Source organism: Pedobacter segetis, assembly GCF_016623585.1.
Taxonomy (GTDB): domain Bacteria; phylum Bacteroidota; class Bacteroidia; order Sphingobacteriales; family Sphingobacteriaceae; genus Pseudopedobacter; species Pseudopedobacter segetis.
Map to the genome: position 1 here is coordinate 39,840 of NZ_JAEHFY010000020.1, position 13,770 is coordinate 53,609.

Below are 13,770 nucleotides of genomic sequence, written 5' to 3' on the forward strand. Positions count from 1 at the left end.
TATCAAATATTATAGAGCAAAAAACTACCTCGACCAAAGGTTGCGAATTTCTCTTTATTTAGAGGCAGGCGTTGCGGAATTAAAACTTTTTTTGTTTTGGTTATGGATAATTATTCAACCAAACCACTTGAAAATAAAAGTGAATAGATTTGCGGCAAAGAAAGATCAAATTCTTTTTATTGAAAGCAATCAATTATAAGCAAAACGTAAAGCAAAAAGTAATTATAACAGGAAAATATTTTTTAAAACTGAAAATAAGCATTAAAGTGCATAGCTTCAAATAATGGATATGTCAACTAAAGTTTATGATCAAAGGGAAGTTGTAAACAATCTTAATGATTGCTTTTTTTATGTTAAAGAAAATACTTTAAAGAGATTCATTGGGGAATTTTACAACTAAGTGAATCTAAATCAAGAATCATAATCTTTAAATACTTGTGAAAATAAAAGCCTATGAGTCAAACTTATAGCCTACACCTTTTACAGTGGTTACGTAGTTATCTCCTAATTTCTCTCTTAATTTTCTGATGTGCACATCAATTGTTCGGTTGGTTACCACTACAGAATCTTCCCAAATATTATTTAAAATAGCTTCCCTGGTATAAACTTTACCTGGTTTAGATGCTAAAAGAAACAGCAGTTCAAACTCCTTCTTTGCCAAAACAACCTTTTTCCCGTTTTGGTAAACCAAAAAAGATTCTCGGTCTATTACTAAATTCCCGATTTCTATTTTGTTATCAATTTCTTCTTCTGTTTGCACATTACGCCTTAAAATGGCGTTGATCCTACTAATTAAGGCCCTAGGTTTTATCGGTTTCGCTATATAATCATCAGCACCAACATTAAATCCCGCAATTTCAGAGTATTCTTCGCTTCTGGCGGTTAAAAAAACCATAAAAGTGTTTTTAAACTCGGGCATTGTTCTCATAACCCTACAAGCTTCAATACCGTCCATTTTAGGCATCATAATATCAAGGATGATCAAGTCTGGGATTACCTTTTTCGCCTCTATTATCGCTTCTTTACCGTTATTGGCCGTATAAACCTGATAGCCTTCTTTGTTTAAGTTGTATTCTATTAAGTCCAAAATGTCGGGCTCATCATCAACTATTAAAATTTTTGGCTTGTTGTTACTCATAAACTTAATTTGTTACTAATCTAAGTTGTTTTTAGCACCAAATGATTAACTTTACATTAAGAAATTGTTAAGGTTTACAATTTCTTAACAAAAACAAAAAGCATCCGCAACAAGATAGCTTATAAATTTTTAGTTAAAAAAGCGTTTAACTCGTTTCCCCTTAAATTTTTAGCAATAATTTTGCCAGATGGATCAACCAAGAAAGAGGCGGGTATTGCGTTGATATTGTACAATCTGGCTGTTGGGGAATCCCATTGTTTCAATTCTGAAACCTGGTCCCAAACTAAACCATCAGTTTTGATCGCTTTTTTCCAAGCATCAATATCTGTATCTAAAGAAAAACCAAAAACGGTAAAATTCTTGTCTTTAAATTGCTGGTATTGCTTTACCACGTTAGGGTTTTCTTGTCGGCAGGGTGCACACCACGATGCCCAAAAATCTACCAAAACATATTTACCTTTAAAGCTAGATAGGCTAATTGTTTTGCCTTCTGGGCTTACTGCTGTAATCTCTGGTGCTTGCTGCCCAATAGCAACTTTTTCTGCCGCTGCCATTTGCTGATAAAAGGCATCAACCGCTTTGTTTTTTGGGAAGTTGTTTTTAGCTTCTTTACTATAAGCGATCAATTTGTTCTCATATTCTGGCGCATTCATGCCGGCCATAATGTTAGCAGCAAAAAATGCTGTTAACGAGTTTTTATTGTCTTGTATAAATTGATAGGATTGTGCTAAAAAAGGCTTGTTTATTTCTTGCGACTTGGCATTAAACTCTGCTATAATTTCTTCTTTTTTATCTTGGTTTTTTGTGATCTTACCACTATACTCTTCGGCCAGCTTGCCTGTTTTTAAGCTATAATCACTGGTTATTTTATTATAAGCGGTCAGTTTATCGGCTTCTGGCGTTCCCTTGATCTGGTAGGTATTTGCTTGGTCTGTTAGATCTGCTTTAAACTCAATATCATCGCCGTTTTGCGCAATTCCAAAATAAGACCTTTGCCCAATGATCAACTGAAAAAATTCTGGTTCTTCACTTTTAGATTTTAAAACAAATTGTTGCTTTTCGTTAAAAAAGGTAGAGTCTTTAGGCACCATTTGCCCTAAACTATCTGCCAATAAAAGATATATTTTTTTGTTGTTACCAACATTTTTAACCTCGCCATTGATGGTAAATTCTGTTTTGTTTTTACAGGCCGCTAAAACTGTGGCTAAAAAAATTACCGCTAAAAAAATCCTTCTCATTTTAAACTTTCTATTTTTTCTATAATTAACTGATTTGTTTTCTTTGGGTCTATTTTACCGTGTGATAGTTTCATCACTTCGCCCATAAACAAACCTATAACTCCCTTTTTCCCGTTATGGTACTCTTTTACTTTATCCGGGAATTTATTTAACGCTGCCATGATAAAATCAGAAAGATCATCCTCATGGTGATGGTTTCCCAGATGATGTTTTTCTACCAAACCAGCAACGGTTAATTGAGGGTTTTCTACCAAATTGGCAAATAATTTATCTTTAGCTTGATGATGATTAATGCGCTTATTATCCAATAGATTGATGATCGCTGCTATCTCATTCAAAGGGACATGAAAATCATCAAATCCGATTTGTTTTTCTTTAAGATAAGATTTCATGACACCCATTACCCAGTTAGAGGCTATTTTATAGGCTTTGGTATGTTCTGCTAGCGATAAAAAATAATCGGCAGTTTGTTTTTCAGCTATTAAAACCAAGGCATCATAAGAAGATAAACCCATTTCATTGGTAAACTTTTGATATAGTTCTTCTGGCAAAGCGGGCATTTCTGCCTTAATTTCTTGCAAGAATTGATCAGAAATGGCTATCGGCAATAAATCAGGCTCAGGGAAATAACGATAATCATTAGCCATTTCTTTAGAGCGTAATGGGCTGGTTTTACCAGTAATGGCATCAAAATTTAGGGTATTTTGAGAAATGCTCTCTCCTTTATGTACCAAATTAATTTGCCTATCTATCTCATGTTCAATCGCTTTTTGAACATTTTTAATCGAGTTTAGGTTTTTAACCTCGCAACGGTTTCCTAATTTTTTATCGCCCTTTAAACGGATAGAAATATTGGCATCGCAACGCATACTGCCCTCTTCCATATTGCCGTCACAAATATCAAGGTAACGTACCAACTTTCTCAACTCTGTTAAATAAGCGGCAGCTTCCTCGCCAGAAGTGATCATTGGCTCGGTAACAACTTCTAACAGAGGCACCCCAGCCCTATTCAAATCTATATAAGAAAAATTCCTATCTAGATCATGGTTGCTTTTGCCGGCATCTTCTTCAATATGGATACGGTTAAGGATGATATCCTTTTCTGCACCGCTTTCTAACCTTATTTTCAATTTACCACCTACGCAAATAGGCCTGTTGTCTTGAGTTATCTGATAACCTTTAGGTAAATCTGCATAGAAATAATTCTTCCTATCAAAAAAATTATATTTATTGATCTCTGAATTGATGGCGAGCCCTAATTTAACGGCATAGGCAATTATTTTTTGGTTGCAAACGGGCAATGCACCCGGCAAGCCTAAAGATACCGCACTAATGTTTTGATTTGGTTCACTGCCAAAACTTGCAGAATCAGAACAAAAGGCTTTAGAATTTGTAGATAATTGAACATGGACTTCTAAACCAATAACCGCTTCGTATTGTTCAAATTCCTTTAAATTAACCTTCATTTATTGATAAATTTTTGCTGATAGGCGTTTTTTATTGTGATTTTCAAATATAACCGAATTACTTACAATTCATTAAACAAAACAAAATATTATCAAATCATTAATTTTAAATCTATTTTAATCTGTATTTTACAACCGTTAACCCATAAATAGCTACCAAAAATATATTTAATGTAATAATTTGATTTTCTTGTTTTAATATATTTTCTACACATAAAACATTTAATCTTTTTTTTTAAAAGCTATATTTTATGATATTTATAAATCTATGAAAGTAAGTGCCAACACTTTAAAATGGATGCTCAGGTTTTATCCGCCTTTATTTTTCCAACGTATTTGGGTGCAAAAATTTGAGAAGGATTTTAGGGGTGTAAATGTAAAGATCAACAAAAGCATATTCAACATCAATTATAATAAATCCATTTTTGGAGGAACCATATTTGCTGCCTCAGATCCCTTTTATGCCTTATTGTTTGATCAAATATTAAGGATCAAAGGTTTTAAAACAAGGGTTTGGTTAAAAAGCGCCAATATCCAATATTTAAAACCCGGCAAGGGCAATTTATATTTCAAAATCAGCATTAGCGAAACAGAAATAGCCGAAGCCGTAAAAGCTTTAGAAACTGTAGGCAAGTTTGTAAAATCCTATCCCATAGAAATTTATAACAAAGAAGGTATGCTTTGTGCCTTGGTAAACAACGAAGTTTATATAAGAAACTTGTTTTATGGCGAGCAAAATACCATAGCTTATTAAATGGAAACGATCATTAATGACGAGGTTTATCTTAAAAAAGGTTACTTCATAAATACAGATAAATCGCTGTTGAAACTAGATTATATCTATCAATATCTATCAGAAGAATCTTATTGGGCAAAGGGTTTGTCGCGAGAGAAATTTGAGACATCAATTAAAGGATCTACCTGTTTTGGGGTCTTTTTGCAAGAAAAACAAATTGGTTTTGCCAGGGTGATCAGTGATAAAAGCACATTTGCCTATTTGGCCGATGTTTTTATTGATAAACATTTTAGAAAACAGGGCCTATCTAAATGGTTGGTACAAACTATCATCAACCATAAAGATTTTGAAGGCATTAGAAGGTTTCTATTGGCTACCGCCGATGCCCATCAATTGTATAAAAAATTTGGATTTGAGCCTTTAAACCAACCTGATAGGTTTATGCAAAAATTCAAACCTTACCAAACATCCTCATCATGAATAGGTTAAAAATCGCTCAACTAAAGATGATGATCTTGGAAGGAGAAAGCGTGAGCCTCGATTTTAAAAAAACCATCACCTCTTGCCATAAGATCGCAAAAACAATGGTTTCTTTTGCCAATAACAAAGGTGGCAAATTGTTTATCGGTGTGGCAGATAATGGCAGCATCAGCGGCGTAAAATCTGAAGATGAAGAACGCTATATGATAGAAAAAGCAGCTACATTTTTTATAAAACCCTTGTTAGAACCCATATTTGAAGAAATCTACATAGATGATAAAATAATTTTAGTGGTAGATATTCTACAAAGCGAACAAAAACCACATTATGCCTTGGGCGAAGACGAGAAATGGTGGGTTTACATCAGGGTTAAAGATAAAAGCGTTTTGGCGAGTAAAATTGTGGTTGATGTTTTAAAAAGAGAACATAAAGAAACGGGCGTTTTGATAGAATATGGTTCTAAAGAAAAAGCATTATTGGGATACTTAGAAACAAACGATAGGATTACCCTAAAAGAGTTTTGTGAAATGCTTCATCTTTCTAAAAGGCGGGCATCCAAAATATTGGTTAAATTGATCCTTATGGGCTTAGTTAGGGTTCATACCTCAGAAAAAGAAGAATTCTACACGGCAAGCTAAATTTTATTAATTTCGCCGTTTGCTTTTGCCCAGATGTTAAACTATTTTTTAAAGTACAAACCTTTTTATAAGAGTAATTTCTTGCTTGTTTACCCAGTTGTAATTTCGCAATTGGGGCAAATGCTTACGGCCATTGGCGATACCGTTATGGTAGGGCAATTAGGCACTATCCCACTGGCAGCTTGTGCTTTAGCCAATAGTATTTTAAGTATTTTTTTGGTAAGTGGTATTGGTATTTCCCAGGGCATTACCCCTATTGTGGCGCAAGAAAACGGTAAGGGCAATAAAAAAATATGCGGACTTTATTTAGAACAAGGCGTAATCATCAGTATTTTTAGTGGCATATTTCTTTTTGGGATCGTTGCCTTAATTGCCCAACATCTACACTTATTAGCACAGCCCTTTTTAGTAGAAATTGCAGCTAAAGATTATCTTTTGGTTATTGCGGCATCTATCGTTCCGTTAATGGTTTTTCAAATTTTTAGGCAATTTGCAGAAGGTTTGGGCTATACCAGACAGGCCATGTTTATTTCTATTGCGGGTAATGCGCTAAATATCCTTTTCAACTTCATTTTAATTTATGGATGGTGGGGGTTCCCTGCTTATGGTTTATTTGGTGCCGGTATTGGGACTTTGGTTTCCAGAATTTTTATGGCACTTGCCATGGGCTTTTATGTTATTAAATCATCTTTGTTTACCGCATACTTAAGCGATTTCAAGATCCATCGGCCAGATTGGAATAAAATTAAAAAGATTGTAAAATTAGGCTTCCCAATTGCCCTACAATATTTTTTCGAGATAGGGGCTTTTTCTGGGGCAGCGATCATGATCGGTTGGATAGGAGCAGTAGAATTGGCGGCTCATCAAATTGCAATAAATCTGGCTGCATTTACCTATATGGGCGCAAGCGGAATTGCCGCAGCAGCAACCATTAAAGCGGGAAATGCAATGGGCAAAAAAGACTTTAAAGAAATAAAACTTTCTGCAATAAGCTCTTATCATTTAGTGATGGCTTATATGTTGGCAACTGCTTTCATCTTTCTTACTTGCAACCAGTTATTACCAAGGTTATACATTAACAATGCAGCGGTAACTGCCTTGGCATCGCAATTGTTGATCTTGGCAGCATTTTTTCAGTTATCTGATGGCATACAAGTAGTGGGTGCAGGGGTTTTAAGGGGATTGTCTGATGTTAAGATCCCAACGATTATCACTTTGGTAGCATATTGGGTAATTGGCTTGCCATTAGGTTATGTTTTAGGTTTCACGTTTCATTTAGGCCCGCAAGGCATTTGGATCTCCCTCTCCATCGCATTAACCGCATCAGCAACATTATTATATTTCCGTTTTAGAAACATGATGGATAAGTTGGCTTTTGAGACTGTTTGAGTCGATTAGTTTAACCACAAAATTCTCGGATTTTTTGCACAGAGTAAACAAATGTAATTTTTTTTACCGCAGAGGACGCAGTGTTCACAGAGCATGATGGAAAAATTCGTTGAGGTTTTAATCCCGTTAATCCTAAAATCCTATAAATCATGATAAACACAATTTTTACCATCGAAAACAAAATATAGTTATATTTCTTTTTATATCGATGACAAATAGAGATAACGAAATTATAAAATTAAGACCAGAAATAGATTTTGGTGATATTCCGCAACCATTAGAGCAGTTTCAAGAAGTTTTAAGGCAGGTCTTAAAATTTCAACACGATGTTTTAGTGCAAACAACAAGAGATTATTTAGAACATAAATACAAAGGTTTCTCTACTCGTGATGAGACCGTCAAAGAAGAACTGTTTTATCAAAGCCTAAAAAAAGACATCCCATTTAAAAAAGATTTAATCGGGATGATAAAAGGGATGTTTACCTCATTAGAACTAGAATACTATCTAAACAATCAACAAGAGATCAATAAAAGATTGGTAGAGTTTATTTACAAAAGAGTGCTTAGTGAGTTATCGCTTCAATATACTACTTAGACCTAATTGCTTCAACAGGATCTAACCTCGCAGCAGAAAAAGCGGGCCAAAAACCAGAAATAATACCTATGATTACGGATATACTTATCCCCCTAATGATGTTTCCTTTATCCAGTACAATCTTTAGATCAAAACCATAAGTAGCAACTAAGGTGGCCAGATATACCACTCCCAAACCGATCATTCCTCCTATCAAACATAAAACAATAGCTTCAAACAAGAATTGCATCAAAATGAAATAGTTTTTGGCACCCAAAGATTTCTGTATCCCAATGATGTTTGTGCGTTCTTTTACCGAAACAAACATGATATTGGCTATACCAAAGCCGCCAACTAAAATAGAAAAGCCGCCAATTATCCAACCAGCAACATTTACGATCCCAAAAAGTTGATCCAACTGTCCTGATAAAATTGTGGTTTTATTTAATGCAAAATTATCATCATCTGTTGGTCTTATCCTTCTTATAGAACGCATTACACCTCTTAATTCGCTTTCTACATCATCTACAGAATATTTATCTTTTCCTCTTACGGTAATTTGTGGGCCATATCTATCACTTTCTACATCAACCAGGTTTCTGGCAAAATTTAATGGTAATAAAAGGGTATTATCAGAAGAAACGCCCAATAAATCTTCTCCCTCCCTAGCAAAAACTCCAATTACCTGTACCCGCCTCCCCAAAACCTTTATCTCCTTTCCGGTTGCGGTTTGGTTGGGGAAAAGCCCGTCTGCCAAATCAGCACCTATAATACAAACGGGCGAACCGCTATTAGATTCATTTTCTGTAAAATACCTTCCTTCTGATAAATCAAAATTAAAGGTTTTGTTATAATCTTGGGAAGCTGCAGAAACCCTTGCCCCTTCTATACTGTTGCTTTTATATTTTAATGTTCTGTTAGATAAGCCAACTTCAAAAGAAATAGCTTCGGCGGTGGTTAACCTACCTTTTAATGCCTCAAAATCTCTCAGATTGGCATTTGGGCGCTGCATATATTTCCACCAAGGATAATCCCCAAAACCACCCCAAGGCCATTTTTGTATATAAACGGTTTTGCTTCCCAATTTATCTACACTGGTTTGTAAGTTTCCCCTAAAGGTATCAACGGCTGCAAAAACCGTTATAATGGTAAAAATACCTATGGTTATCCCTAATAATGATAAAAATGTACGGGTTCTGTTTTGCCTTAACGCATCAAAAGCAAAAATGAAACTTTCTCTAAATAATTTTAAAAACAGCATAGTTAAAGGTAAGACCGTTATACCTTAGATAAGTTACAAGTTTAAAGCAAATAAGTTAATAAAAATCTATCACAACAGATTATTTACAAGAATTTATTGTGATGGTGCAGGCATTGAAAGCAGCTTAACAAATAATAAATTTTAAAATACTATCATTTAAGCATATCCAAAAAGTTACCCTTAAAAAAACAATAATTAATTCTGTAAATTGTTAGATTTGCTATTAACCCAATTTTGAAAAACCCATTTGATGATAGAAATAGACGACTTTAAAAATCCTCAAGTAAAAAAATTACCAAATCATCTTAGGCAATACATTGTTGCACAAAATTACGATCATTACTCGCCGATAGACCATGCCGTTTGGCGATACGTTATGAGGCAAAATTATAGCTATTTAAAAGATGTGGCCTATTACCCCTACATAAAGGGCTTGGCTAGGGCAGGTTTAAGCATAGAAAACATACCCGATCTGCAAACCATGAACCATAATTTGGCAAAAATTGGTTGGGGAGCGGTTACTGTTGATGGTTTTATCCCTCCGGTTGCCTTTATGGAATTTCAGGCCTACCAGGTTTTGGTAATTGCCGCAGACATTAGGCAGATAAACCATATCGCATACACTCCCGCACCAGATATCATTCATGAATCTGCTGGCCACGCTCCCATTATCGCCGATGAGGCTTATAATAGATACCTAAGTTATTTTGGTGCTATTGGTGCCAAAGCGATGTTTTCTTCAAAAGATCACCAATTATATGAGGCCATTAGAAATCTTTCTATTTTAAAAGAAGATGCCCATGCGCATCCTGCAGATATTAAAAAGGCAGAAAACAAAGTGGCTTTTTGCCAAGAAAACCTTGGCGACCCTTCTGAAATGGCATTATTGAGCCGTTTACATTGGTACACGGTAGAATATGGCCTAATAGGTACTTTAGAAAGCCCAAAGATCTATGGTGCTGGTTTGCTCTCTTCTATTGGCGAGAGCGCTAGCTGCATGAAAAATGATGTGAAGAAATTATGGTATAATTTAGATACGGTAAACTATGCTTATGATATTACCAAAACACAGCCACAACTATTTGTAACACCAAATTTTGAAAACCTTGTGAATGTTTTGGAGGCCTTCGCCGATACCATGGCGTTTAGAAAAGGAGGTGCTGAAAGCATTTTAAAAGCTATAGAATGTAAAAAGACCTGTACGGCTGTTTACTCTTCTGGTTTACAGATAAGTGGTGTCTTTACCGATATCGGCATCAGTAAGAACGATGAAGTGCTATTTATAAAAACAACGGGAGCATCGGCCTTGAGCCATAAAAACAAACAATTAGCCAACCACGGTAAAGAAAACCATAAAAATGGATTTAGCTCGCCGGTAGGCAAACTGAAAAATCAAGAAAAAAGCTTAGAAGATTTTGATGCCCAAGATTTAGAGGCCCTAAATATCATCATTGGAGATAAATGCAGCTTAGAGTTTGAGAGCGGGACCATTGTAAAAGGAAAAACAACCTCCATCTTAAAAGAAGATAACAAGATACTACTGATCAGTTTTGAAGATTGTACGGTAACCACAAAAGAAAACCAAACACTTTTTAAACCCGGTTGGGGAGCTTTTGATATGGCAGTAGGAGAAAAAATTGTTTCTGTATATTGCGGGGCGGCAGATAAAGACGCTTTTGAAGAAATTGCCCATGTTTCTAAAACATCAAAGAAAATACCCGAACGTTCTAAAAAAGAAACCGAATTACATCAGCTATATGCCCAAACCAGAAAAATTAGAGAAAACGATACAGCACTAGAAAAATTAGAAGAAATATTTACCCAGCTTAAAACCAAACACCGGGAAGATTGGCTTTGTAGCATAGAATTATTAGAGATCTTACGCCAGCACCAATTAAATATTTCTTTACAAAAAGAGATTAAGATATATTTGGAGATGAAAGCATCTAACCAATCAGAATTAAAAAAACTGATCGTGGATGGTATAAAATTAATAGATAACCCCGTAATACAACTCACCATAAAAGAACAAAATTAATGCAAACCACTTCTTTAGACGATCAAATAGAAACAAAAAAAATAGTGATTACAGGCGCAAGTAGCGGCATTGGCTTTGAAACCGCCATAGATCTGGCGTTAAAAGGGCATCAAATAATTGCCATTGCCCGTACTAAAGAAAAACTGCAAAACCTCCATAAGATCATTAAAAGCTTAAACCCCGATGCTAAAATTTACCCAGTGGTTTTTGATATTTTAAATGATGATGAGAACATATTGACAAATTTTGTTATACAACAATTTGGTGCGTTCAACATCTTGATCAACAACGCGGGCACCCTAATAAACAAACCTTTTAAACAACTAACCGAACTGGATATGGCCGAAATGTTCCAAAGCAATGTTTTGAGCCATTTTAGAATGATACAAGCTTTAATTCCGCTGATGCAGCCCAACTCGCACATCGTTAATGTAGGCTCTATGGGCGGTTACCAAGGCAGCTCAAAATTTAGTGGGCTTGCCGCATATTCTGCCAGTAAAGCCGCCCTGCATAATTTAACCGAGTGTTTAGCGCAAGAATTGATAGAAGATAAAATTAGCGTGAATTGCCTTGCCCTAGGCTCTGCCCAAACAGAAATGTTAGAAAAAGCGTTTCCCGGGTTCCAGTCGCCCGTACAAGCTTTTGAAATGGGTCAATATTTGGCAGATTTCGCTTTAACCGGCAACAAATTCTTTAATGGCAAAATTTTACCAGTAGCATTGAGTACGCCCTAAAAGAAAATATTTAAAAATTTATAGCGCAAAGCCTGTGTTTCAAACGGGGCGATATTCCCGCTTTCCCTCCAAGTCCGCTCCCACGGTCCTGCGGGCTTTCCGTACAATCGGGGCTATGAAGTTTGGCCCAACAAAAAAATCAAAACCAATAAAAAGGCAAGATTATTGCGCTTTAAAATCAAAAAAAGATATGAATAAAAAACCGATATATTTCTTGAGCATCCTTTTAATGGCTATAACCATTTCGGCTTGTAACCAAGATAAAAAACAAGCAGATAATGAAGCAGATAGCAGCAAAATCATGCACTACTCAATAAAAGAAAAACCTAAAGAAATTGCCGATGTACCTTGGGCAGCAGAATTGGATGCCAATTCGCAAAAAATAAGCATGAAAAAAAGCGATATGGTTAAAAAAGAAGATTTGGATATAGATAACGTAGCCGAATCTTTAAACAGGAAATATCCAGAGATACAGATCGCTTCGCAAACCCAAAGCAACGATACTGTTTTGGTAAATATCCCAAATGCAACTTATTTAACGCAGCAAAGCGGCAACATGGGATCAGAGATATACTTGGCAGAAGCCACTTATTCTTTTACAGAAATAGCGGGTGTAAACTATGTTAAAATAAATTTTAAGATGGGCGATCACGCCACACCAGGGACATTTAAAAGATCGGATTTTAACTTAAAGGATGAGTTTATCCCAAATAAAACCCATTAAATCTAATATTTCCCGTGGATCAATAAAGGCTATATCAATTATTTAATGGTATCATTTAAACAGCAGTCATTTCAATTTAACCATCATCAATGGAGTTTATAGATTACTACAAGATCTTAGGCTTAGATAAATCTGCAACAGAGGCAGATATCAAGAAAGCTTATCGTAAAATGGCCCGTAAATATCATCCGGATGTTAACCCTAACGATAAACAGGCCGAAATTAAATTCAAGGAAGTTAACGAAGCGAACGAGGTTTTGAGCAATGCCGAAAATCGTAAGAAATACGATAAATACGGCAAAGATTGGAAACATGCCGATCAATTTGATGCACAGGGCAGGCAGCAAAGTTACGGAGGCAACAGCAACCAAAACCAGCAAAATCCGTTTGGGCAAAGTTACCAAGGTGGCGGTTTTGATCAATCAGATTTTTCTGATTTCTTTAGTTCTATGTTTGGTGGCGGGGGCGCAAGAAGGGGAAATCAATCGAGATTTAAAGGCCAAGATTTTAATGCCGAATTAAAGTTAAACCTATCAGAGGTTTACGTAACAGATAAAAAAACCTTAACTGTAAACGGCAAAAACATAAGGTTAACCATACCTGCCGGTGTGGCCGATGGGCAAGTGATAAAAATCAAAGGTTATGGGTCTGATGGTGTTAACGGTGGGCCAAAAGGGGATCTTAACATTAAATTTAACATCATAAATGATACTTCTTTTGTAAGGGATGGCAATAACCTTTATAAAACTATTCATCTAGACCTATATAAGGCTTTATTAGGTGGAGAAATCACTGTTGATACTATGGATGGGCAGGTAAAGCTGAAAATTGCACCATCTACCCAAACCAACACCAAGGTAAAATTAAAAGGTAAAGGATTCCCGGTTTATAAGAACGAAAATGAATTTGGTGATCTCTATCTTACTTATCAGATTGTTTTGCCAAAAAACCTAAGTGATAAAGAAAAAGATTTATTTGAACAACTTGCTAAATTGAGAACATCATGACTAAAGAAAACTATATCCCAATAGCTACTTTATGCACTCATTACAATGTAGAAATGTCTTTAATAAAAGACCTGGACGATAACGGGTTGATACCGATTATCCAGATAGAAAAGTCTCCTTGCATCCATCAAGATTTTATTTCATCGTTAGAAAAAATGCTGAGGCTGCATGAAGATCTACAGATCAACGTGGCAGGCATAGATACTATCTTTAATCTTTTAAACAGGGTTGAGGCTATGCAATTGGAGCTTAGATCACTTAAAAACAGATTGAAGATATATGAGGATGAATAAAAAGCATTGAGCCAAACTGCAATGCTTTTTATGTTGATATCTATGGCGCTAACA

The 13,770-nt window shown here is 35.5% G+C and carries 14 protein-coding genes; 10 read left to right on the plus strand and 4 right to left on the minus strand.

Annotated features, from left to right (window positions below; genetic code table 11):
- Positions 1–451: 451 nt before the first annotated feature.
- The 3 genes from I5M32_RS13510 to gatB form a co-directional block, all read right to left on the minus strand.
- Positions 452–1,138 (minus strand): response regulator transcription factor, encoded by a 687-nt coding sequence (locus tag I5M32_RS13510; RefSeq protein ID WP_200587259.1) that lies wholly within the window; start codon positions 1,136–1,138, stop codon positions 452–454.
- A 119-nt stretch (positions 1,139–1,257) separates the two neighbouring features.
- On the minus strand, positions 1,258–2,376 hold the full coding sequence (locus I5M32_RS13515) for a TlpA disulfide reductase family protein (RefSeq protein WP_200587261.1): 1,119 nt from the start codon (positions 2,374–2,376) through the stop codon (positions 1,258–1,260).
- A complete protein-coding gene (gene gatB, locus I5M32_RS13520; RefSeq protein WP_200587263.1) occupies positions 2,373–3,842 on the minus strand; it encodes an Asp-tRNA(Asn)/Glu-tRNA(Gln) amidotransferase subunit GatB in 1,470 nt (489 codons plus the stop codon). The genes I5M32_RS13515 and gatB overlap by 4 nt, the downstream gene beginning before the upstream one ends.
- 268 nt (positions 3,843–4,110) lie before the next feature.
- On the opposite strand from gatB, the gene I5M32_RS13525 reads away from it, so the two are divergent.
- From I5M32_RS13525 to I5M32_RS13545, 5 genes are all read left to right on the plus strand, one after another.
- Positions 4,111–4,596 carry a DUF4442 domain-containing protein gene (locus I5M32_RS13525; RefSeq protein ID WP_200587265.1) on the plus strand — a complete coding sequence of 162 codons (486 nt, stop codon included), beginning with the start codon at positions 4,111–4,113 and terminating at the stop codon, positions 4,594–4,596.
- Positions 4,597–5,058, plus strand: coding sequence for a GNAT family N-acetyltransferase (locus I5M32_RS13530; RefSeq protein ID WP_200587267.1), 462 nt, complete (start codon positions 4,597–4,599; stop codon positions 5,056–5,058). It abuts the gene before it with no gap.
- Positions 5,055–5,696: an RNA-binding domain-containing protein gene (locus I5M32_RS13535; protein WP_200587269.1), complete on the plus strand. Its 642-nt coding sequence runs from the start codon at positions 5,055–5,057 to the stop codon at positions 5,694–5,696. Before I5M32_RS13530 ends, I5M32_RS13535 begins: the two co-directional genes overlap by 4 nt.
- A 33-nt stretch (positions 5,697–5,729) precedes the next feature.
- Positions 5,730–7,085 (plus strand): MATE family efflux transporter, encoded by a 1,356-nt coding sequence (locus I5M32_RS13540; RefSeq protein WP_200587271.1) that lies wholly within the window; start codon positions 5,730–5,732, stop codon positions 7,083–7,085.
- Positions 7,086–7,293: 208 nt separating this feature from the next.
- The gene (locus tag I5M32_RS13545; RefSeq protein ID WP_200587273.1) at positions 7,294–7,680 is read left to right on the plus strand and encodes a hypothetical protein; all 387 of its coding nucleotides are present in this window, start codon (positions 7,294–7,296) and stop codon (positions 7,678–7,680) included.
- On the opposite strand, the gene I5M32_RS13550 is transcribed toward I5M32_RS13545, so the two are convergent.
- A complete protein-coding gene (locus tag I5M32_RS13550; RefSeq protein ID WP_200587275.1) occupies positions 7,673–8,920 on the minus strand; it encodes an ABC transporter permease in 1,248 nt (415 codons plus the stop codon). The genes I5M32_RS13545 and I5M32_RS13550 overlap by 8 nt on opposite strands.
- A gap of 250 nt (positions 8,921–9,170) precedes the next feature.
- Between I5M32_RS13550 and I5M32_RS13555 the strand changes: the two genes are divergently transcribed.
- From I5M32_RS13555 to I5M32_RS13575, 5 genes are all read left to right on the plus strand, one after another.
- On the plus strand, positions 9,171–10,958 hold the full coding sequence (locus I5M32_RS13555) for an aromatic amino acid hydroxylase (protein WP_200587277.1): 1,788 nt from the start codon (positions 9,171–9,173) through the stop codon (positions 10,956–10,958).
- Positions 10,958–11,692: an SDR family NAD(P)-dependent oxidoreductase gene (locus tag I5M32_RS13560; protein ID WP_200587279.1), complete on the plus strand. Its 735-nt coding sequence runs from the start codon at positions 10,958–10,960 to the stop codon at positions 11,690–11,692. The genes I5M32_RS13555 and I5M32_RS13560 overlap by 1 nt, the downstream gene beginning before the upstream one ends.
- Positions 11,693–11,882: 190 nt before the next feature.
- Entirely contained in the window at positions 11,883–12,416 is a 534-nt protein-coding gene (locus I5M32_RS13565; protein WP_200587281.1) for a hypothetical protein, read from the plus strand.
- A gap of 89 nt (positions 12,417–12,505) precedes the next feature.
- Positions 12,506–13,423: a DnaJ C-terminal domain-containing protein gene (locus I5M32_RS13570; protein WP_200587283.1), complete on the plus strand. Its 918-nt coding sequence runs from the start codon at positions 12,506–12,508 to the stop codon at positions 13,421–13,423.
- Positions 13,420–13,716 (plus strand): chaperone modulator CbpM, encoded by a 297-nt coding sequence (locus tag I5M32_RS13575; RefSeq protein ID WP_200587285.1) that lies wholly within the window; start codon positions 13,420–13,422, stop codon positions 13,714–13,716. Before I5M32_RS13570 ends, I5M32_RS13575 begins: the two co-directional genes overlap by 4 nt.
- The last annotated feature ends 54 nt before the right edge of the window (positions 13,717–13,770 follow it).